Annotated in this window: 21 protein-coding genes; 16 read left to right on the forward strand and 5 right to left on the reverse strand. The window is 71.7% G+C overall.

Going from position 1 to position 18,923, the window contains the following annotated elements; translation table 11 throughout:
- The first annotated feature begins 159 nt into the window (after positions 1-159).
- From LG388_RS19125 to LG388_RS19140, 4 genes are all read left to right on the forward strand, one after another.
- The gene (locus LG388_RS19125) at positions 160-378 is read left to right on the forward strand and encodes a hypothetical protein (protein WP_370630198.1); all 219 of its coding nucleotides are present in this window, start codon (positions 160-162) and stop codon (positions 376-378) included.
- A gap of 125 nt (positions 379-503) precedes the next feature.
- Entirely contained in the window at positions 504-2,021 is a 1,518-nt protein-coding gene (locus LG388_RS19130) for a circularly permuted type 2 ATP-grasp protein (protein WP_225784265.1), read from the forward strand.
- 21 nt (positions 2,022-2,042) lie between these two features.
- Positions 2,043-2,999, forward strand: a complete 957-nt coding sequence (locus LG388_RS19135; protein ID WP_225784266.1) for an alpha-E domain-containing protein — start codon at positions 2,043-2,045, stop codon at positions 2,997-2,999.
- A 126-nt stretch (positions 3,000-3,125) separates the two neighbouring features.
- Positions 3,126-3,860 carry a zf-TFIIB domain-containing protein gene (locus tag LG388_RS19140; protein WP_225784267.1) on the forward strand — a complete coding sequence of 245 codons (735 nt, stop codon included), beginning with the start codon at positions 3,126-3,128 and terminating at the stop codon, positions 3,858-3,860.
- Between the two features lie 115 nt (positions 3,861-3,975).
- Here the strand turns inward: LG388_RS19140 and glpK are convergent, their stop codons facing one another.
- Positions 3,976-5,478, reverse strand: coding sequence for a glycerol kinase GlpK (gene glpK, locus LG388_RS19145; protein WP_225784268.1), 1,503 nt, complete (start codon positions 5,476-5,478; stop codon positions 3,976-3,978).
- Positions 5,475-6,281 carry a DeoR/GlpR family DNA-binding transcription regulator gene (locus LG388_RS19150; RefSeq protein ID WP_370630199.1) on the reverse strand — a complete coding sequence of 269 codons (807 nt, stop codon included), beginning with the start codon at positions 6,279-6,281 and terminating at the stop codon, positions 5,475-5,477. Before LG388_RS19150 ends, glpK begins: the two co-directional genes overlap by 4 nt.
- Positions 6,282-6,415: 134 nt before the next feature.
- Between LG388_RS19150 and glpD the strand changes: the two genes are divergently transcribed.
- The 12 genes from glpD (at position 6,416) to LG388_RS19210 (ending at position 16,337) form a co-directional block, all read left to right on the forward strand.
- Positions 6,416-8,020 (forward strand): glycerol-3-phosphate dehydrogenase, encoded by a 1,605-nt coding sequence (gene glpD, locus LG388_RS19155; protein WP_225784270.1) that lies wholly within the window; start codon positions 6,416-6,418, stop codon positions 8,018-8,020.
- A gap of 6 nt (positions 8,021-8,026) precedes the next feature.
- A complete protein-coding gene (locus LG388_RS19160) occupies positions 8,027-8,182 on the forward strand; it encodes a hypothetical protein (RefSeq protein WP_225782001.1) in 156 nt (51 codons plus the stop codon).
- A gap of 68 nt (positions 8,183-8,250) precedes the next feature.
- Positions 8,251-9,246, forward strand: a complete 996-nt coding sequence (locus LG388_RS19165) for a dialkylrecorsinol condensing enzyme (protein ID WP_225784271.1) — start codon at positions 8,251-8,253, stop codon at positions 9,244-9,246.
- Positions 9,243-10,385, forward strand: coding sequence for a beta-ketoacyl-ACP synthase III (locus LG388_RS19170; protein ID WP_225784272.1), 1,143 nt, complete (start codon positions 9,243-9,245; stop codon positions 10,383-10,385). The genes LG388_RS19165 and LG388_RS19170 overlap by 4 nt, the downstream gene beginning before the upstream one ends.
- A 13-nt stretch (positions 10,386-10,398) precedes the next feature.
- Positions 10,399-10,794, forward strand: a complete 396-nt coding sequence (locus LG388_RS19175; RefSeq protein ID WP_225784273.1) for a hypothetical protein — start codon at positions 10,399-10,401, stop codon at positions 10,792-10,794.
- Positions 10,791-11,804, forward strand: coding sequence for a BtrH N-terminal domain-containing protein (locus LG388_RS19180; RefSeq protein ID WP_225784274.1), 1,014 nt, complete (start codon positions 10,791-10,793; stop codon positions 11,802-11,804). Before LG388_RS19175 ends, LG388_RS19180 begins: the two co-directional genes overlap by 4 nt.
- A 20-nt stretch (positions 11,805-11,824) precedes the next feature.
- On the forward strand, positions 11,825-12,733 hold the full coding sequence (locus LG388_RS19185; protein ID WP_225784275.1) for an ABC transporter ATP-binding protein: 909 nt from the start codon (positions 11,825-11,827) through the stop codon (positions 12,731-12,733).
- Between the two features lies 1 nt (position 12,734).
- The gene (locus tag LG388_RS19190) at positions 12,735-13,895 is read left to right on the forward strand and encodes an ABC transporter permease (protein ID WP_225784276.1); all 1,161 of its coding nucleotides are present in this window, start codon (positions 12,735-12,737) and stop codon (positions 13,893-13,895) included.
- Positions 13,896-13,899: 4 nt separating this feature from the next.
- Complete coding sequence (locus LG388_RS19195) at positions 13,900-14,172, forward strand: phosphopantetheine-binding protein (protein WP_225784277.1); 273 nt, start codon at positions 13,900-13,902, stop codon at positions 14,170-14,172.
- Between the two features lie 16 nt (positions 14,173-14,188).
- The gene (locus LG388_RS19200; RefSeq protein WP_225784278.1) at positions 14,189-14,722 is read left to right on the forward strand and encodes a toxin; all 534 of its coding nucleotides are present in this window, start codon (positions 14,189-14,191) and stop codon (positions 14,720-14,722) included.
- A complete protein-coding gene (locus LG388_RS19205; protein WP_225784279.1) occupies positions 14,719-15,825 on the forward strand; it encodes a beta-ketoacyl synthase N-terminal-like domain-containing protein in 1,107 nt (368 codons plus the stop codon). Before LG388_RS19200 ends, LG388_RS19205 begins: the two co-directional genes overlap by 4 nt.
- Positions 15,822-16,337, forward strand: coding sequence for a hypothetical protein (locus tag LG388_RS19210; protein WP_225784280.1), 516 nt, complete (start codon positions 15,822-15,824; stop codon positions 16,335-16,337). The genes LG388_RS19205 and LG388_RS19210 overlap by 4 nt, the downstream gene beginning before the upstream one ends.
- Positions 16,338-16,370: 33 nt before the next feature.
- Here LG388_RS19210 and LG388_RS19215 read toward each other — a convergent pair whose 3' ends face one another.
- From LG388_RS19215 to LG388_RS19225, 3 genes are read right to left on the reverse strand one after another with little or no spacing between them, the layout of a single operon-like run.
- The gene (locus tag LG388_RS19215; protein ID WP_225784281.1) at positions 16,371-17,369 is read right to left on the reverse strand and encodes a tripartite tricarboxylate transporter substrate binding protein; all 999 of its coding nucleotides are present in this window, start codon (positions 17,367-17,369) and stop codon (positions 16,371-16,373) included.
- A gap of 19 nt (positions 17,370-17,388) precedes the next feature.
- On the reverse strand, positions 17,389-18,234 hold the full coding sequence (locus LG388_RS19220) for an alpha/beta fold hydrolase (RefSeq protein WP_225784282.1): 846 nt from the start codon (positions 18,232-18,234) through the stop codon (positions 17,389-17,391).
- Positions 18,231-18,785 carry a cupin domain-containing protein gene (locus LG388_RS19225; RefSeq protein ID WP_225784283.1) on the reverse strand — a complete coding sequence of 185 codons (555 nt, stop codon included), beginning with the start codon at positions 18,783-18,785 and terminating at the stop codon, positions 18,231-18,233. Before LG388_RS19225 ends, LG388_RS19220 begins: the two co-directional genes overlap by 4 nt.
- Between the last annotated feature and the right edge of the window lie 138 nt (positions 18,786-18,923).

Here is an 18,923-nt window from a genome sequence, read left to right on the forward strand (position 1 = left end):
CGGGATCGTGTGCGGGATTCTGCGCGGGGAGCTACTTTATCCCGACTTGTCGCGCACAGCGACAGAGTCCGGCTGGGTGCGCCTGTTTCCCCGTAAATCACTGCGCTGCGCCCGCACCATGGCAGCAAGACCTCGAGCAGCGAGGCCCTGCTCGACGCGGTGAGGCCGCGCCTCGCGCTCGTGCAAAGCGGCTGGCGCAACCGCTTCGGCCACCCCGCCCCCGAAGTGACGGCGCGCCTGCGCGAGCGTGGCATCGCCGTCGTGGATTCGCCGCACTGCGGCGCTGCGCGCTGGTCCAGCCTGCGCCCCGCGCGGTTGCATTGCGAGCGCCTGCAGGCGCCGCGCTACTGGCAGCACGGCCCGCCGCCCGCGGGTTGACCGGCGGTGCGCCCGGGGCCGCCGGAAGCACAGGAAGGAGGACGGCCTCGCATCAGGGCGCCAGCGCGGGGCCGGCAGGTGGTCCTGAACTTGCTAAGCTATGGCGCAAGGAGATGGTCGTTCAAATGCACAAGTTCGATGAAATGTATGAGCGGCTGCCCTATGACGGGGCCGCGATTCGTCAACACTACCAACGGTACGACCAATGGCTCGCGAAGCAACCGCAGGAGGTGATGAACTCCCGGCGCGAGGAGGCGGAGATGATCTTCCGCCGGGTGGGGATCACCTTCGCCGTGTACGGCGCGAAGGACGAGGACGGCTCGGGCACCGAGCGCCTCATTCCCTTCGACCTGCTGCCGCGCATCATCCCGGCCGACGAATGGAGCGCGATGGAAAAGGGGCTGGTGCAGCGCGTCACCGCGCTCAACCGCTTCATCCATGACGTCTACCACGGCCAGGAGATCGTCAAGGCCGGCATCATCCCGGCCGAGCAGATCAACCGCAACGCGCAGTTCCGCCCCGAGATGATCGGCGTGGATGTGCCCAACGGCATCTACTCCAACATCTCGGGCATCGACATCGTGCGCGCGCCCGACAGCGGCGGCAAGGGCGAGTACTACGTGCTCGAGGACAACCTGCGCGTGCCCAGCGGCGTGAGCTACATGCTCGAGAACCGCAAGATGATGATGCGGCTCTTCCCGGAGCTGTTCGCGCAGAACCGCGTGGCGCCGGTGGCCCATTACCCCGACCTGCTGCTCGAGACCCTGCGCGCCAGCGCGCCGCCGGCCACGGCCGAGCCCACGGTGGTGGTGCTCACGCCCGGGATGTACAACAGCGCCTACTTCGAGCACGCCTTCCTCGCGCAGCAGATGGGCGTGGAGCTGGTCGAAGGGCAGGACCTGTTCGTCAAGGACGATTTCGTCTACATGCGCACCACGCGCGGCCCGCGCCGCGTCGACGTGATCTACCGCCGCGTGGACGACGACTTCCTCGACCCCGAGGTGTTCCGCCCCAATTCGACGCTGGGATGCGCCGGCCTGATGCGCGCCTACAAGGCCGGCAACGTGGTGATCTGCAATGCCGTGGGCACGGGCGTGGCGGACGACAAGTCCATCTACCCCTACGTGCCCAAGATGATCGAGTTCTACCTGGGCGAGCAGCCGATCCTCAAGAACGTGCCGACCTGGATGTGCCGCAACCCGGACGACCTCGCCTACGTGCTTGCGCACATGGAAGAGCTCGTCGTCAAGGAAGTGCATGGCGCGGGCGGCTACGGCATGCTGATCGGTCCGGCGGCGACGAAAGCCGAGATCGACGAGTTCCGCGAAGTGGTGCGGGCCAAGCCCGACGGCTACATCGCCCAGCCCACGCTGAGCCTGTCCACCTCGCCCACCTTCGTCGACTCGGGCATCGCGCCGCGCCACATCGACCTGCGGCCCTTCGTGCTCTCGGCCAAGGAAGTGACGATGGTGCCGGGCGGCCTGACCCGCGTGGCGCTCAAGGAAGGCTCGCTGGTGGTCAACTCCTCGCAGGGGGGCGGCACCAAGGACACCTGGATCCTGGAGTCGGACAGGCGCTTCGGTGCCCAGTCGCAAAGCCAGTCGCAGGGCGGCCAGACGCAGACGCAGTCGCAGTCGGCCTGAACGAAGAGGGAGACCCAGAACATGCTTTCACGCACCGCCGACCACCTCTACTGGATGTCGCGCTACACCGAGCGCGCCGAGAACACGGCGCGCATGCTCGACATCAACTACCAGACCTCCCTGCTGCCCCAGTCGGCCGAAGTGGCCCAGCTGGGCTGGCAGGGCGTGCTGTCGATCAGCGAACTGCGCCCGGCCTACTTCGCCAAGCACGACAGCATCACGCCCGAAGGCGTGATGGAGTTCATGGTCAAGGACGAAAGCAACCCGTCCTCCATCGTTTCCTGCCTGCGGGCCGCGCGCGAGAACGCGCGTGCCGTGCGCGGCGCGCTGACCACCGAGTCGTGGGAAACGCAGAACACGACCTGGCTCGACGTCAACCGCATGCTGCGCATCGGCCAGTTCGAGCGCGACCCGGGCGCCTTCTTCGAATGGGTCAAGTTCCGCTCGCACCTCTCGCGCGGCGTCACGCTGGGCACCATGCTGCAGGACGAGGCCTTCTACTTCTCGCGCCTGGGCACCTTCCTGGAGCGGGCCGACAACACGGCGCGCCTGGTGGACGTGAAGTTCCATGCCATGGGCAGCGAGTTCTTCGGCGCCGGCACGGACGAGAACCAGGAGTACGACTTCTACCATTGGAGCGCGATCCTGCGCAGCGTCTCGGCCTTCGAGGTCTACCGCAAGGTCTACCGCGACGTGATCAAGCCCGAGCGCGTGGCCGAGCTGCTGATCCTGCGCGCCGACATGCCGCGCTCGCTGCACCACAGCCTGGGCGAGGTGGTGGCCAACCTGGCCAAGGTGGCCAACGACCAGAGCGCCGAGACGCAGCGCCGTGCCGGCCGCCTGCTGGCCGAGCTGCAGTACGGCCGCGTGGACGAGATCCTGGCCACCGGCCTGCACGCCTACCTCACGCAGTTCCTGGACCGCGTGAACGAGCTGGGGGCGCGCATCAGCCAGGATTTCCTGGTGCCCGCGCATTAACGGGCCCCCGCGCTTCCCCGCTTCGCGAGGGCCGCTGCCCCCCGAGGGCGCGCGTTTTTCCTTGGGGCGGCCCCGGCGGAACAACATGTGCGCCCAGCGCCCAGGTTGCGCAGTAGCATGCCGGCCGTGAACCGCCTCGCCCCGTCCCTGCCCGCCTGCCCCTCCTGCCGCCACCCGATGGAGGTCCATCGGCTGAGCACGCACCTGGGCGTGGCCACCGAGCTGGACATCTGCTTCGGCTGCCAGGGCATCTGGTTCGATCCGAAGGAAAGCCAGCGCCTCGCGCCCGAGGCCGTGCTGCAGCTGTTCGAGCTGCTGCACCGCCACCGCGACGACGCCCACATGCCGCTGGCCGAGCAGCTGAACTGCCCGCACTGCCGGCGCACGCTGGCGCACGGCTTCGACGTGGTGAAGACCGGCCGCTACGTGACCTACCGCTGCCCGCAGCAGCACGGGCGCTTCGCCACCTTCTCGTCCTTCATGATCGAAAAAGGCTTCGTGCGCCTGCTCACGAAGGTCGAGATCGAGGACCTGGCGCGCCGCGTGGACGCCATCAGTTGCAGCGGCTGCGGGGCGCCGGTGGACATCCGCCGCGACCACGCCTGCCCCTTCTGTCGCGCGCCGTTCTCGCTGCTGGACCCGCAGGCCGTGGACCAGGCGCTCAAGCGCCATGCCTCGGGCGCCGCAGCGGCCCAGCGCGGCCCGGTGGCGCGCCCGGCCGGCACCGTGGACATCGCCGATGCGCTCACGGCCATCGAACGCGACCGCCAGCGGGCGCTGCGGGAAGAGAAGGAATCCCACCCGCGTGCCGATCTGTGGGCGGCTGGGCTGGAACTGGTGTGGCAGGTGCTGGTGCGCTGAGCGAAGGTGGCCGATCTGCGGGCCGCACCAGGTGGGTGTCCGCCTCCCAAGCTTGACGGTGCTGCCGCGCTGCGCGGCAGGCGAAGCCGGCACTGCTGATGCGGCGCCTCGCGGCTCACACCGCCGTCGCCTGCCGCACCGCCTGCTCCCAGCGCGCCATTGCCGCTTCGGCCTGGGCGCGGGGCAGGGTGGGCAGGAAGCGGCGCTCGGCGCGCCACAGGGCGCTGAGTTCGTCGGTGCCGCCATACACCCCGCAGGACAGGCCCGCGAGGTAGGCGGCGCCGAGCGCGGTGGTTTCGGTGACGGCGGGGCGCACGACTGGAATGCCGAGCAGGTCGGCCTGGAACTGCATCAGCAGGTCGTTGACGCAGGCGCCGCCGTCCACGCGCAGTTCGCTCACGGGCTGGCCGCCGGCGGCCACGACATCGCGGCTCATGGCCTGCAGCAGGGCGGCGCTCTGGTAGGCGATGCTTTCCAGCGCCGCGCGCGCGATGTGGGCCACGGTGGTGCCGCGCGTCAGCCCAGTGATGGTGCCGCGCGCGTCGGCCTTCCAGTAGGGCGCGCCCAGGCCGGTGAAGGCGGGCACGAACATCACGCCGCCGGCATCGGGCACGCTTTCGGCCAGGCCCTGCACCTCGGCGCTGCCCTTGATGGCCTGCAGGCCATCGCGCAGCCACTGCACCACGGCGCCGCCGACGAAGACGCTGCCTTCCATGGCGTAGGCGGGCTGCGCAGAGGTCTGTGCAGCGCTGGTCACCAGCAGCCCGTTGTTCGACGGCTGGAACTTCTCGCCCGTGTGCATGAGCAGGAAGCAGCCCGTGCCGTAGGTGTTCTTGGCCATGCCGGCCTGGAAGCAGGCCTGGCCGAAGAGGGCGGCCTGCTGGTCGCCGGCCACGCCGCCGATGGGCAGGGGCGCGCCCAGCAGCGCTGCGTCGGCGTCGGCGAAGTGGCTGCTCGACGGACGCACCTCGGGCAGCAGCGCGGCGGGGATGTCCAGTGCGGCCAGCAGTTCGGCGTCCCATTCGTTGCGGTGCACGTTGAACAGCATGGTGCGCGAGGCGTTGCTCACGTCCGTCAGGTGCGCCTGGCCGCCGGTCAGCTGCCAGATCAGCCAGCTGTCCACGGTGCCGAAGGCCAGCTCGCCGCGCTCGGCCTGCGCGCGCGCGCCGGGCACGTGGTCGAGCAGCCAGCGCAGCTTCGTGGCGGAGAAGTAGGCGTCGATCACCAGGCCGGTCTTCTCGCGGATGGTGGCTTCCATCCCGTCGGCGCGCAGCTGGGCGCACAGCGGCTCGGCGCGCCGGTCCTGCCAGACGATGCCCGGGTGCACGGGGCGGCCGGTCTGGCGGTGCCACAGCAGCGTGGTCTCGCGCTGGTTGGTGATGCCGATGGCGGCCATGTCGCTGGCCTTCAGGCCTGCTTGGGCGAGCACGGCGCGCGCGGTGGCGAGCTGGCCCTGCCAGATCTCCATCGGGTCGTGCTCCACCCAGCCCGGCTGTGGGTAGTGCTGCGGCAGTTCCTGCTGGGCCATGGCGACGATGCGGCCGGCGCGGTCGAAGACGATGCTGCGCGAGCTGGAGGTGCCCTGGTCCAGGGCGAGGAGGTAGCGGGCTGAGGTCATGGCGGTGCGGTCTCCGTGTCGTGGTGTTCGCCGGCGATCACGCAATGCACCTGCGCGGCCTCCAGCAGTTCGGGGAAGGGCGCGGGCGGCGGCGCGTCGGTGAACAGGCGGTCGATGCGCGCCAGCGGTGCCAGCGCCACCATGGCGGGCCGGTGGAACTTGCTGGCGTCGGCCGCCAGCCAGACCTCGCGGCCCTGTGCAAGGATGGCCTGCGCCACCTTCACTTCGCGCAGGTCGAAGTCGCGCACCGTGGCGCCCGTCGCATCGGCCTCGATGCCCGAGCAGCCCAGCAGCGCGATGTCGACCTTGAACTGGCGCAGGAAGTCGATGGTGGCTTCGCCGACCACGGCCCGGTCGCGCGCGCGCACGCTGCCGCCGGCCACGATCACCTCGCATTGGGGGTTGTCGACCAGGATGTGGGCCACGTGCAGGTTGTTGGTGATCACGCGCAGGCCGCGGTGCTGCAACAGGGCCCGCGCGATGGCCTCGGCCGTGGTGCCGATGTTGAGCATCAGCGAGCAGTCGGCCGGCACGCGCGCCGCCACGGCGCGCGCGATGCGGGCCTTGCCCTCGGCATGCAGGGTGGCGCGCTGCGGGTGGGCGATGTTCTCGGTGGTGGAGCCGGGCACGCGCACGCCGCCGTGAAAGCGCGCGAGCAGGCCGGCATCGGCCAGGCGCTGCACGTCACGGCGCACGGTCTGCAGCGTCACACCCAGCCGCTCGGCCAGGTGCTCCACGCTCGCGGTGCCCTGCTGGCGCACCAGCTCCAGCAGGTGCAGCTGGCGGGGGTTGGAACTGTTCACGGATGACACGGGCTGAACTTTAAACCGAAACGAAACGAATGGACATTGCGCAAAAACGCGCCGAAAATCGCGCCATAGCGAATCGATTGGAAAGAAATCGAGCCGCGCTGTCTGGAACACAGGAACGCTTGCTCATGAATGACGCTGTGCGGGGTGCTGCGGCCCCCTCCACCTCTGCCCACGGCCCTGCGGCCGCAGGTTTCGATGTCGACGTGCTCGTGGTGGGGGGCGGCATCAATGGATGCGGCATCGCGCGCGACCTGGCCGGCCGCGGCTGGCGCGTGTTGCTGGCCGAGAAGGACGACCTGGCCTCGCACACCTCTTCGGCCTCCACCAAGCTGATCCACGGCGGCCTGCGCTACCTGGAGTACTACGAGTTCTCGCTGGTGCGCAAGGCGCTGCAGGAGCGCGAGGTGCTGCTCAAGAGCGCGCCGCACATCATGGGGCCGCTGCGCTTCGTGATGCCGCACGACGCCGACATGCGGCCGGCCTGGATGGTGCGCATGGGCCTGTTCCTGTACGACCACCTGGCCAAACGCGAGGTGCTGCCCGGCTCGCGCGGCGTGGACCTGCGCAAGCACCCGGCCGGTGCGCCGTTGAAGGCGCGCTACACGCGCGGCTTCGTGTACTCGGACGGCTGGGTGGACGATGCGCGGCTGGTGGTGCTCAACGCGCTGGACGCGCGCGAGCGCGGCGCCGAGGTGCTGACGCGCACCCGCGTGGTGTCGGCGCAACGCACGGCCGAAGGCTGGCAGGCGCTGCTGGAAGGTCCCGACGGCCTGATGCGCAGCGTGCGCGCCCGCGCGCTGGTCAACGCCGCCGGGCCCTGGGCCGAATCCTTCCTGCGCGGCGTGGCCAAGCCGGCGGCCGGCGAGGCGCTGGCCACCAAGAGCCTGCGTCTGGTCAAGGGCAGCCACATCGTGGTGCCGCGCATCTTCGACCACGACCATGCCTACATCTTCCAGAACCCCGACAAGCGCATCATCTTCGCCATCCCGTACCAGCAGGACTACACGCTGATCGGTACCACCGACGTGGAGGTGCAGGGCGAGCCGGGCACGGCGCGCATCGACGACAGCGAGATCGCCTACCTGTGCGAACAGGCCAGCCGCTACTTCGAGAAGCCCGTGACGCCCGAGCAGGTGGTGTGGACCTACGCCGGCGTGCGCCCGCTGCTGGACGATGCCTCGGGCGACCCCTCGGCCGTCACGCGCGACTACCTGCTGGAGCGCCACACCGACGGCGCGCCGCTGCTGTCGGTGTGGGGCGGCAAGATCACCACCTTCCGCAAGCTGGCCGAGGACGCGGCCGACGCGGTCGGCCAGATGCTGGGCGACGCGCGCGAGCCGTGGACCGAGGGCGCCTTCCTGGCCGGTGGCGACCTGGCCGCCTGGGTGGGCGGCGCCACGGCGGGCGAAACGCCGCAGCAGCTGCTGCAGCGCTTCGTGGCCGCCGTGCAGGTGCGCTGGCCCTGGCTGCCGCAGGCGCTGGCGCAGCGCCTGGCCCAGGCCTACGGCACGCGCGTGGCCGCGCTGATCGGCCCGGCCGGCCAGCTGGCCGACCTCGGCGCGCAGGTGGCGCCGGGCCTGTACGAGCGCGAATTGCACTACCTGCAGCACCAGGAATGGGCGACCCGGGCCGACGACGTGCTGTGGCGACGCTCCAAGCTGGGCCTGCGCCTGGACGCCGCGCAGCGCGCCGCCGTCGACGCCTGGATGCGGGCCCACGCCAAGCCCTGAGAAGCTGTGAACGAATCCGACATGCCCGCTCATCCCGCCAAAACGCCCGCACTCATCGTTGCAAATGCTCGCCATAGCCCGAGCTATGGCTGCGCTTTGCGCCTCGATTGCGAACGTTTTGACGCTCTGCTCGGTCACGCCGAATTCATTCACAGCTTCTGAGGGCGCCGCGCCCGCAGCAGCCCTGTCGGACTTGGCCTACAGTTGCCCCTTTCCCGAACTGCGCCGCTGTGAATCCGCCTTCCTCCACCCGTGCGTCCGGCCCCAAGCGCGTGCTGGTGCTGCGCTATTCGCAGACGGGCCAGCTCGACGCCGTCACCGACCGCCTGATCGCGCCGCTGAAGGCCGACCCGGCGGTCACGCTGCATGAAGAGCGCCTGCGGCCACAAAAACCCTTTCCCTACCCCTGGCCGCTGCTGCGCTTCTTCGACGCCTTTCCCGAATCGGCGCACCTGCAGCCCGCGCCGCTGCAGCCGCTCGCGCTCACGGGCGACGAACGCTTCGACCTCGTCATCCTGCCCTGGCAGGTGTGGTTCCTGGCCCCGTCGCAGCCGGTCACGGCCTTCCTGCAGCACCCGGTGGCCGCGCGCGTGCTGCAAGGCACGCCGGTGGTGAGCGTGATCGCGTGCCGCAACATGTGGATGCTGGCCTTCGACAAGTTCAAGGCGCTGCTGGCCGCCTGCGGCGCACGGTTGATCGACAACGTGGTGCTGACCGACCCCGGTCCCACCTGGGCCACCTTCATCACCACGCCGCGCTGGCTGCTCACGGGCCGCAAGGGCGGCTTCTGGGGCCTGCCGGCGGCCGGGCTCAGCCCGGCGCAGATCGACGGCTGCGCGCGCTTCGGCCAGGCGCTGCGCAGCGCACTCGCCACGGATGCCGAGCGCGGCGACGGTCCGCTGCTGGCCGGGCTGGGGGCGGTGCAGGCCGAGCCGCGCCTGTTCATCAGCGAGAAGGCGGGCACGCGCAGCTTCTACCTGTGGGGCAAGCTGATCCGTGCCGTCGGCGGCCCCGGCAGCGCGGCGCGGCAGCCGCTGGTGCTGCTGTACGTGCTCTTCCTGTTCCTGCTCATCATCACCGTCGTGCCGGTGAGCCTGACGCTGCAGGCGCTGGCCCGGCCGTGGTGCCGGGCATGGCTGCATAGAATCCGCGCCCAGTACGAGCTGCCCTCCGGATCGGCCACGTCGGGCCCGCTGCCCGGCGCCCCGCGCCGCCCTTCGCCATGACGATCGACGTCTTCCTGACGCGCACCGCCGCCTTCCTGCCTTTCCCGCCCGTGGACAACGACACCATGGAGGCCCGCCTGGGCCAGGTGGGCGACCGGCCTTCGCGCGCGCGGCGGCTGGTGCTGCGCAGCAACGGCATCACGCAGCGGCACTACGCCATCGATCCGGCCACGGGCACGCAGGCCATGAGCAACGCGCAGCTGACGGCCGAAGCCGTGCGCGCGCTGGGCGAGCCGGCGGAGATCGGGCCCGTGGACGTGCTGGCCACCGGCACCTCGCTGCCCGACCAGCTGCTGCCCGGCCATGCCGCGATGGTGCATGGCGAGCTGGGCTGGCCGCGGCTGGAAGTCGTATCCTGCGCGGGCGTGTGCCTGGCCGGTACCGCCGCCTTCAAGCATGCCTGGCTGGCGGTGCGCGCGGGCGATGCGCAGCGCGCCGTGGCCACCGGCTCCGAGCTGGTGTCCCCCTTCATGCGCGGCGACCACTTCGCGCCGGAGATTGCGCACCGCGTGGCGCAACTCGAAGCGAAGCCCGAGATCGCCTTCGAGAAGGATTTCCTGCGCTGGATGCTCTCTGACGGCGCCGGCGCCGTGCTGCTGGAGCGCGAGGCGCGCGGCCCGCGGCCGCTGCGCGTGGACGGGGTGGACCTGAGTTCTGCCGCGCACGAGCTGCCCGTGTGCATGTACGCGGGCGGCGAGCGTGACGAAGCGGGCGCCTTCCAGGGCTACATGCGCACGCCGCCCGCGCAATGGGCCGCGCAGTCCACCTTCGCCATCAAGCAGGACGTGCGCCTGCTCAACGAGAACATCGTGCGCGCCACCCTGGGCGAGCCGCTGGCGGCCGTGATGGCGCGGCGCGGCCTGCGCGCGCAGGACATCGACTGGTTCCTGCCGCATCTCTCGTCACACTATTTCGCCGAGCCCGTGGCGCAATGCCTGGCGGACATCGGCCTGCCGATTCCGCGCGAGCGCTGGTTCACCAACCTGGCCAGCAAGGGCAACACCGGCTCGGCCTCGCCCTTCATCATGCTCGACGAGCTGCTGCGCTCGGGCCGCGTGCAGCGCGGCCAGCGCCTCCTGATGTTCGTGCCCGAAAGCGGGCGCTTCTCCAGCGGCTTCATCCACCTGCAGGCGGTCTGACCGGCGGCTCCCCATGCGACTCGACGACGTTCCGCAGGAAGGCAACGCCACGCTGGGCGGCCACCGCAAGCTCATGTATGCGCGCGACGCGCAGGGCCGCAGCGTGACCGTGGGTTCGCAGGGCTGGGAAGCCGAGGAGATCTGCACCCTGCATGCCGTCGACGCGCTGGCGCAGCAGGCGGAGGCCGCGCGCACGCGCGTGCAGGCCGGCCGGGCGTCGCCGCTCGAATACTGGATGTACGCGCGCCGCATGGACGTGGCGCTGCTCTCGCAGACCAGCGGCTTCTGGCAGTGGCGCGTGCGCCGGCACCTCACGCCGGCCGGCTTCGCGCGCCTCACGGCCGCGCAGCGCGCGCGCTATGCGCAGGCGCTGGGCCTGTCGGCGGCCGAGCTGGAGCGCCTGCCATGACGGCCGCGACCCCTTCCGTGACGGGCGTGCCTGCCTTCGAGCATCTGCACGCGGCGCATTGCGAAAGCGGCGTGATGGCCAACATGCTGCGCCACCATGGCCTGCCCATGACCGAGAGCCTGGCCTTCGGCCTGTCGGCCGGGCTGGCTTTTGCCTACCTGCCCTTCGTCAAGCTCTCGGGCCTGCCGCTCATCTCGTACCGCATGCCGCCGCGGGCCATCATCAAGGGCCTGCTGTCGCCGCTGGGCGCGCGCTTTCGCTTCCAGACCTTCGCATCGCCCGAGGCCGGCCAGCAGCAACTGGACGCACTGCTGGCGCAAGGCCGGCCCGTGGGCCTGCAGACCTCGGTCTACTGGCTGCCGTACTTCCCGCCGGACATGCGCTTTCACTTCAACGCGCACAACCTGCTGGTCTACGGCAAGGAAGGCGACGAGTACCTGATCAGCGACCCGGTGTTCGAAACGCCCATGCGCTGCGCCGCCGCCGACCTGGCGCGCGCGCGCTTCGCCAAGGGCGCGCTGGCGCCCAAGGGCCTGATGTACTGGCCCGAGGCCATCGACGAGAAGGCGGTGCGGCCCGAGGCCGTGCTGCGCGCCATCCGCACCAACGCGCGCCGCCTGCGCGCGCCCATTCCGATCATCGGCGTGCGCGGCATGCGCGCGCTGGCCAGGCGCCTGGAACGCCTGCCCGTGGACGGGGCACACACGGTGGCCTTCATCGGTCACCTGGTGCGCATGCAGGAAGAGATCGGCACCGGCGGCGCGGGCTTTCGCTTCATCTACGCCGCTTTCCTCCAGGAAGCCGCGCAGATCACGGGCCGCGAGGTGTTCCGCAGCTTCTCCGACCGGCTCACCGCCATCGGCGACGACTGGCGCGTGTTCGCCCTGCGCGCCGCGCGCATGGTCAAGGGGCGTGAAAAGGTCGATCCGCCCGCGCTGGCCGCGCTGCTGCGCCAGCAGGCCGCGCAGGAAGACGCCTTCTTCGCCGAACTCGGCCGCGCCGCGCGTTGAGCGGGCGCCTCCCTTCGCCCATGCTCGCCATCGACGGCCTGTTCCATCGTTATGCGGGCGCCGCGGCGCCGGCCCTCGACGGCGTGCGCCTGCAGGCTGCGCGGGGCCAGGTGCTGGGCCTGCTGGGGCCCAACGGCGCAGGCAAGACCACCTTGATCTCGCATCTTTCGGGCGCGCTGGCCCCGCAGCGCGGGCGCATCACGGTCGATGGCGAGCCGCTGGCCGCGGTGCGCGCCCGCACGCCCACGCGCATCGGCGTGGCGCCGCAGGAACTGGCCTTCTACCCCACGCTCACGGTGCAGGAGAACCTGGCCTGCTTCGCCGCCGCCAGTGGCCTGCGCGGCGTGCGGCGCGCCGAGCGCATCGCCGCCTGCCTGGACTTCGCGCAACTGCACGCCTTCGCAGGCGTGCGGGCCGAGCAGCTCTCGGGCGGCCTCAAGCGCCGGCTCAACCTGGCCATCGCGCTGCTGCCGGAGCCCGAGCTGCTGCTGCTGGACGAGCCCACCGTGGGCGTGGACCCGCAGTCGCGCGCCTTCGTGCTCGACGCCATCCGCGCGCTGGCCGACCGCGGCGCGGCCGTCATCCATGCCTCGCACTACATGGAGGAGATCGAGGCCATCGCCGACCGCGTGCTGATCCTGGACCACGGCCGCGTGCTGCGCGACGGCGCGCTCGACGACTTGCTGGCCGAAGGCGCCACCCTGCTCGTCCTGCGCGCCGAGGGCCTGAGCGCCGAGCGCCTGCAGCGCTGGGGCCAGGTGGAGCAGGGGCCCGACCCGTGGTGCCTGCGCCTGGGCGCCGGCCAGCGCGCGAGCGCCGTGCTGGTGGCGCTGGAGGCCGAAGGCGTGGACGTGCGCCAGGCCGAGTTCGGCCGCGCGAGCCTGGAACAGCTGTTCATGGCGCTCACGCACCGCGCCTTGCGGGATTGACATGCTCGCCGCCCTGATCCGCAAGGAACTGCTCGCCCTGGTGCGCGACGTGCACGGCCTGGCCGTGCTCTTCGCCATGCCGGCCGTGTTCATCGTGGTCATGTCGCTGTCGCTCAAGGAGTACTACAGCCCGCCGCTGACCACGCTGCGCTACGCGCTGGACCTGCAGGACCGCGGCGCGCCGGCGCAGCTGGTGCGCGCGGCCTGGCTGCGCACGCATGGCGACCCGCAGCCGCTGCCGGCCGACTGGCGCGAGGCGCTGCGCAGCGGTCGCCTCAAGTACGTGGTGCTGCTGCAGCCGGGGCTTTCAGAGGCGCTGGAGGCCGAGGCGCTGCCGCGCAGCGCCCACATGCAACTTCTGGCCGAGCCCGGCATCGACGGCCACCTGCTCAATGCCCTGCGCGCCGAACTGGTGGGCGCGGCGGGCGAAGTGAAGGGCCGGCTGGCCTTCCAGGTCGCGGGCGCACCGCCGCTGGGGGGCGATGGCGCCTCCATGGCTGCGCTGGTGCAGGCCGAGCGCTTCGCGGGCGGCGCCGTGCGGCCGACGGCCGTGCAGCAGAACGTGCCGGCCTGGCTGGTGTTCGCGATGTTCTTCGTCGTCGCGTCCATGGCCGGGCTGGTGGTGCAGGAGCGGGCCACGGGCGCGCTGGGCCGGCTGCAGAGCCTGGGCGTGCCGCGCGGCGTGATGCTGGCCTCCAAGGCTTTGCCCTACCTGGGCGTGAACGCGCTGCAGGCGGCGCTGATGCTGGCGCTGGGCCTGTGGGGGGTGCCCGCGCTGGGCGGCGACCGGTTGTCGCTGGCCGGCGTGCAGGCCGGCGCGCTGCTCGCGGTGCTGGGCGCCATCAGCCTGGCGGCCGTCGGGCTGGCGCTGGCGCTGGCCTGCGCCGTGCGCACGCATGCGCAGGCGGCTACGGCGGGGCCGGCGCTCAACGTGGTGATGGCCGCGATCGGCGGCATCATGGTGCCCACTTTCGTCATGCCCGAATTCATGCAGCGCGTGGCCCAGGCCTCGCCCATGAACTGGGCGCTGGAGGCGCTGATGACCGTGCTGCTGCGCGGCGGCGGCGTGGCCGACGTGGCCGCGCCCGTGGGCCGGCTGGTGCTGCTGGCGGCGCTGCTGTTCGCGCTGGCGGGCTGGCTGTTTGGAAGAAGAAGGAGCTGATGGGATGGACCGTGCGGCGCTGATCGCCGAACTGCCGGCCGTGCTGCTGGCCGCCGTGGAGCGGCCCGAGCCGGAGGGCGGCCTGCGCGAGGACGAACCGCTGTTCGGCCCCGAGGCGCGGCTGGACCTGGATTCGCTGGACGCGCTGCAGCTGTCGATGGCGATCCAGAAGCGCTATGGCGTGCGCATGCCCGACAGCAAGGAAACGCGCCGCGCGCTGGAATCCCTCGCGCACCTGGCCGACCACCTGCTCGCGCATCGGCGCGCGGCGGCCTGAGCGCCGCAACTGAGGGATGCGTTTCGTCGTGGTCGGCACCAGCGGCGCGGGCAAGACGCACTTCGCCCGCGCGCTGGCGCAGGCCATCGGCGGCGCGCACATCGAACTCGACGCCCTGCACTGGGGCCCGAACTGGCAGCCCGTGCCCCCCGCGCAGTTCGCGGCGGCTGTGCATGCGGCCGCCGCGGGCGAGCGCTGGGTGGCCGACGGCAACTACAGCGCCGTGCGGGAGGCGCTGTGGCCGCGCGCCACGCACATCGTGTGGCTCAACTTCAGCCGCGCCACCGTGTTCCGGCGCGTGCTGGGCCGCACGCTGGCGCGCACGCTGCTGCGCACGCCGTTGTGGCACGGCAACCGCGAATCGCTGCGCTCGGCCTTCTTCTCGCGCGATTCGATCCTGCGCTGGTCCTGGACCACCTTCGAACGCAACCGCGCCCGCTATGCGGCGCTGCGCGCGGACCCGGCCTGGTCCGGCCACGTGTGGGTCGAGCTCAGGTCGCCGGCCGAAGCCGCAGCCATCCTCGCGCGGCATGCGCGCAGCACCCCATGAGCGCCGCGCCGGTGTTCATCGCAGGCCGCGGCCTGGTCAGCAGCCTCGGCTGGGGCTGGGCGCCGGCGAAGGCCGCCCTGCTGCAGGCGCCGCGCCCCGCCGCGCGCATGACGCTCGCCGACGGCCAGGCCTGGCCGCTGCACGCGCTGCCGCCCCTGGCCGGAACCTGGCAGCAGCGGCTGGCGCAGGCCGTGCGCGCCGTCGTGGCGCAGGCCGGTGTGCCGGCCCGGCCGGGCCTGCCGCTTTTCATCGGCTCCTCCTCGCTCGACATGGGCCATGAGGAAGAGCAGGCGCGGCACGGCGGCGCGGCGTTCGCGGGCGACCTCTGCAGCCTTGCCGACGCGGTGGCGCATGCGCTGGACTGGCCCGGCCCGGTGTTCTGCTTTTCCACCGCCTGCACGTCGGCCGCGCAGGCGCTGTGCGCCGCGCGCGACTGGCTGCGCGCGGGCGAGTCGGAGCACGCGCTGGTGCTGGGCGTGGAGATGGACAACGGCTTCACCCCCGCGGGCTTCGCCGGCCTGCAGCTGCTGTCGCCGGGCCGGGCGCGGCCTTTCGCGGCCCAGCGCGACGGCCTGGTGCCGGGGCAGGCCGTGGCGGCGCTGCATCTGCAGACCCGGCCCACGCGCTGGCGCCTGGCCGGCGCGGCGAATGTGGTCGACGGCAGCCAGCCCACGGGCGCCGTGCCGCAGGCCCTCGAGGCGGCGGCGCGCCAGGCGTTGGCCGAGGCCGGCTGCCGCGCGGAACAGGTGGATCGGATCAAGGTGCAGGCCGCGGGCAGCCCCGGCAACGATGCGGCCGAGGCGCAGGCCCTGCGGGCGCTGTTCGGCACGCCGGCCGCCACGCCGCCGTTGATGGGCTTCAAGCCCTGGATCGGCCATTGCATGGGCGCTTCCGCGGCCGTGGAACTGGCATTGCTGCTGGGCTGCCTGGAAGACGGCATCGATCCGGCCGCGCTGCCGCCCGATGCGCAGCCCGACCCGGCCTTCGGCCTGCGCTGGGCGCGGGCCGCCGCGCCATCGCCGCGCGTGGACCGCGTGCTCTTCCACACCCTGGGCTTCGGCGGCGGCCACAGCGCCCTGGTGCTCGAGGCGCAACGCCCATGACCGGCGGCGCGCGCAGCGTCCCGGGCGCAGGCGGCTGGCGCCTCCAGGCCCATGAGGGCCAGGCGCCGCTGACGCCGGACTGGCACGACGAACTGGCGCGCCGGCTGGGCCATCGCCCGCGCCGGCTCGGCGAATGGACCGAAGTGGCGCTCTACGGGGCGCTGCGCTGCCTGCACGCGGCGGGCGAGGCGGCCCTGCCGCCGACCGCGCGCCTGCGCCTGCTGAGCCGGGGCGGCCCCGCGCAGGCGCAGCGCGCCGCCCTCGCGCAGTCGCGCGAAGGCTTGCCCATGCCCTTCACCTTCATGCAGAGCCAGCCGGCCATCACGCTGGCCGCGCTCGCACAGGCGCTGCACTGGCAGGGAGATGCGGCCTTCGTCGCGGCCCGCGACGTGGACGCAGCCATCTGGATGGGCCTGCATGGCGCAGGCGCGGCGGGTGCGCTGGTGGGCGTGGTGGAGGCTGGCGGCCCCGGCGGACTGCGCAGCGAATGGTGGCGCTGGACGCGCGCCTGACACGCAGGCCGCGCCCCGCGCCGGCCGCTGGCTTCAGCTGTCGATGCGGATGTGGTTCGCTTTCGCGATCCGGCTCCACTTCTCGTACTCGCTGCGGGAAATGCGCGAGAACTCCTCGACCGAATTGCCCACCGGCTGCAGGCCCAGCTCGACCAGCTTGCGCTGCACGTCGGGCAGGCGCAGCACCTTGACGATTTCCTCGTTGAAGCGCGCGACGATCGGCTGGGGCGTGGCGGCCGGTACGTAGAAGCCTTGCCAGCCGTCGCCGTCGTAGCCCGGCAGCAGTTCCGCCACGGCCGGCACCTCCGGCAGGGCGGCGCTGCGCTTGGGGCTGGTCACGGCCAGCGCGCGCAGCTTGCCGCTCTTGACCAGCGGAATGGCCGTGGTCGCGGGCTCGAAGGCCAGCGGCACCTGGCCGGCCATCACGTCGGTGAGCGGGCTGCCCTTGTAGGGGACGTGGACCATCTTCACGCCGGCCATGTTGTTCATCATCTCCATCACCACATGCGGGCCCGAGCCCACGCCCAGCGAACCGTACTCCACCGCGCCGGGCTTGGCCTTGGCGCGTGCCAGCAGGTCCTTGAGCGATGTGTCGGGCTGGTTCGGCCCGGTGACCAGCACGTAGGGCACCAGCGCCACCTGCGTGACGGGCGCGAAGTCGCGGAAGGTGTCGTAGGGCAGACGCGTGTAGACGTTGGGGTTGATGCCCATGATCGAGTTGACGGTCATGAACAGCGTGTAGCCGTCGCCGGGGCTCTTGGCCGCCACTTCGGCGCCGATGATGCCGGCCGCGCCGGCGCGGTTGTCCACCAGCAGTGGCTGGCCCAGCGCGCGGCCCAGCGGCTCGGCCACGATGCGCGCCACCACGTCGGGCGAGACGCCGGCCGCGAAGGGCACGACCAGCTTGATCGGCTTGCTGGGCCACTTGCCCTGGGCGAAGAGCGCAGAGGAGGCCAGCGGCGCGGCGGCCGTCAGCGCGAGCCGGGCGAGGGCCTGGCGGCGGGTGGCGAAGGTGGTGACGGGGATGGGCATGTTCTTGTCTCCTGGCTTGTCAGTCAGCGGCCAGCCAGGCCTGCATGGCCTGCACCAGCTCCGGTGCGCTGACGATGTGGGGGTAATGGCCGCCGCGCGGCAGGTGCACCTGCCGCGCTTCGGGATAGCGCTGCAGCACGCGCGCGCGCACGGCCGGGCCGATGATCAGGTCGTCGTCGCAATGGCAGATGACCGTGCGCGACACCGTGCCCGCGGCCGGCAGCAGCGGCGCGCGAGACACCTGCCGCAGCCGCCCGTGCAGTTGCGCCACGGGGATCACGCGGTGCAGCATGTGGAGTTGCACGGCACGCAGCTCGTCGTCGGGTCGGGCCGCGAGGGCCTGGTCCCAGCGGGCCAGCACCTCGGCCGACGAGGCAGCCTGCAGCCAATCCGCATCGAACAGCGCCGCGCCCTTCAGGTCATCGCCATCGCTGAAGGTGTTGCCCAGCCACAGCGCGCGCAGTTGCTGCGGGTGGCGCTGCGCAAAGGCCTGCGCCCACCAAGCGCCGTACGAGGAACCCCAGAGCGCCACCGCGCCGGCGTTGAGCTCGCGCAGCAGGGCCGACAGTCCATCGGCCAGCGCCACCGCATCCAGGCCACCGGGGTAGGTGATGGCGATCACGCGCTGCTGCGCGTCGAAGGCTTCGGCGATGCGCCAGGCGCTGGCGGCATCGCCGAGCGCGCCGGGCAGCAGCACGAGCGCTGGGCCGGCGCGCCCGTTGTCGCTGAAACGCCAGAGCGCGGGCGAGCCGTCGGTGAAGCTGCGCCAGTGCTGTTGCGCGGTCCAGTGCGCCAGCTCCGGTGGGGCCGGGTGGGCGAGCGCGGTGCCCACGCAAACGCCTTCGGGCGACCGGGCGGCGCTCATGCCGCGAGGTACCCTTCCTCGCGCAGCGTCTTCTTCGCCTCTTCGGTGAAGTCCGCCTCGGGCGCGTTGCCGCTGATCACGAACATCAGGAAGTGGGTCTGCGTCGGCTCGTCGTGCGTGATGTTCTCGAAACGGCGGTTCACGCCGGGCGGGAAGGAGCACACATCCCACGGGCCGACGTCGAAATACTCGACCTGGCCATCCACTTCCCACGAACAGCGCCAGCGGCCCGTGAGCGGCATGAAGGTCTCGTTCGTGTCGTGGTTGTGCATCATCGGGCCGTTGCCCGGCTTGGCTTCGCAAAAGCCCAGGTTGAAGCCCTCGCTGATCGGGATGGCAGAGTTCGCGGCCGCCTGCGCGCCCACGGGCGAGACCACATCGGCGCCGCCTTTGCCCTTGGGCGGCTGGAAGCCGATCGCGTTGTAGAGCTTGCGTACCGCGCTGGGGTACTGGCTGTCGGGCAGGCCGCCGTCGAAGCCCTTGATGTCCTTGAAGAAGGCCACGCGCTTGCGCATCTCGTCGCGTGTGAGCCGGATCTGGGGAAGTGCCATGGTGTGTGTCTCGTGAGGATGTCGGAAGGAGGAAGGGTCCGGACGGGGCGCAGTGTGAAGGGGCTCGCGGGCCCGCGCCATTGCGCCTGCCGATGCCGGCCATCGCATTGGCCGATGAAGGGCAAGGGTTTCCACGGG

This window comes from Xenophilus sp. Marseille-Q4582, from assembly GCF_916700565.1.
Taxonomy (GTDB): Bacteria; Pseudomonadota; Gammaproteobacteria; order Burkholderiales; family Burkholderiaceae_C; genus Xenophilus.

Excerpts from the sequence above, each read along its gene's own strand:
- LG388_RS19135 (WP_225784266.1), top strand. The coding sequence starts at position 2,043 with ATGCTTTCACGCACCGCCGACCACCTCTACTGGATGTCGCGCTACACC.
- glpK (WP_225784268.1), bottom strand. The coding sequence starts at position 5,478 with ATGACCTCAGCCCGCTACCTCCTCGCCCTGGACCAGGGCACCTCCAGC.
- glpD (WP_225784270.1), top strand. The coding sequence starts at position 6,416 with ATGAATGACGCTGTGCGGGGTGCTGCGGCCCCCTCCACCTCTGCCCAC.
- LG388_RS19180 (WP_225784274.1), top strand. The coding sequence starts at position 10,791 with ATGACGGCCGCGACCCCTTCCGTGACGGGCGTGCCTGCCTTCGAGCAT.
- LG388_RS19170 (WP_225784272.1), top strand. The coding sequence starts at position 9,243 with ATGACGATCGACGTCTTCCTGACGCGCACCGCCGCCTTCCTGCCTTTC.
- LG388_RS19225 (WP_225784283.1), bottom strand. The coding sequence starts at position 18,785 with ATGGCACTTCCCCAGATCCGGCTCACACGCGACGAGATGCGCAAGCGC.
- LG388_RS19175 (WP_225784273.1), top strand. The coding sequence starts at position 10,399 with ATGCGACTCGACGACGTTCCGCAGGAAGGCAACGCCACGCTGGGCGGC.
- LG388_RS19210 (WP_225784280.1), top strand. The coding sequence starts at position 15,822 with ATGACCGGCGGCGCGCGCAGCGTCCCGGGCGCAGGCGGCTGGCGCCTC.
- LG388_RS19195 (WP_225784277.1), top strand. The coding sequence starts at position 13,900 with ATGGACCGTGCGGCGCTGATCGCCGAACTGCCGGCCGTGCTGCTGGCC.
- LG388_RS19190 (WP_225784276.1), top strand. The coding sequence starts at position 12,735 with ATGCTCGCCGCCCTGATCCGCAAGGAACTGCTCGCCCTGGTGCGCGAC.
- LG388_RS19220 (WP_225784282.1), bottom strand. The coding sequence starts at position 18,234 with ATGAGCGCCGCCCGGTCGCCCGAAGGCGTTTGCGTGGGCACCGCGCTC.
- LG388_RS19215 (WP_225784281.1), bottom strand. The coding sequence starts at position 17,369 with ATGCCCATCCCCGTCACCACCTTCGCCACCCGCCGCCAGGCCCTCGCC.
- LG388_RS19185 (WP_225784275.1), top strand. The coding sequence starts at position 11,825 with ATGCTCGCCATCGACGGCCTGTTCCATCGTTATGCGGGCGCCGCGGCG.
- LG388_RS19205 (WP_225784279.1), top strand. The coding sequence starts at position 14,719 with ATGAGCGCCGCGCCGGTGTTCATCGCAGGCCGCGGCCTGGTCAGCAGC.
- LG388_RS19130 (WP_225784265.1), top strand. The coding sequence starts at position 504 with ATGCACAAGTTCGATGAAATGTATGAGCGGCTGCCCTATGACGGGGCC.
- LG388_RS19200 (WP_225784278.1), top strand. The coding sequence starts at position 14,189 with ATGCGTTTCGTCGTGGTCGGCACCAGCGGCGCGGGCAAGACGCACTTC.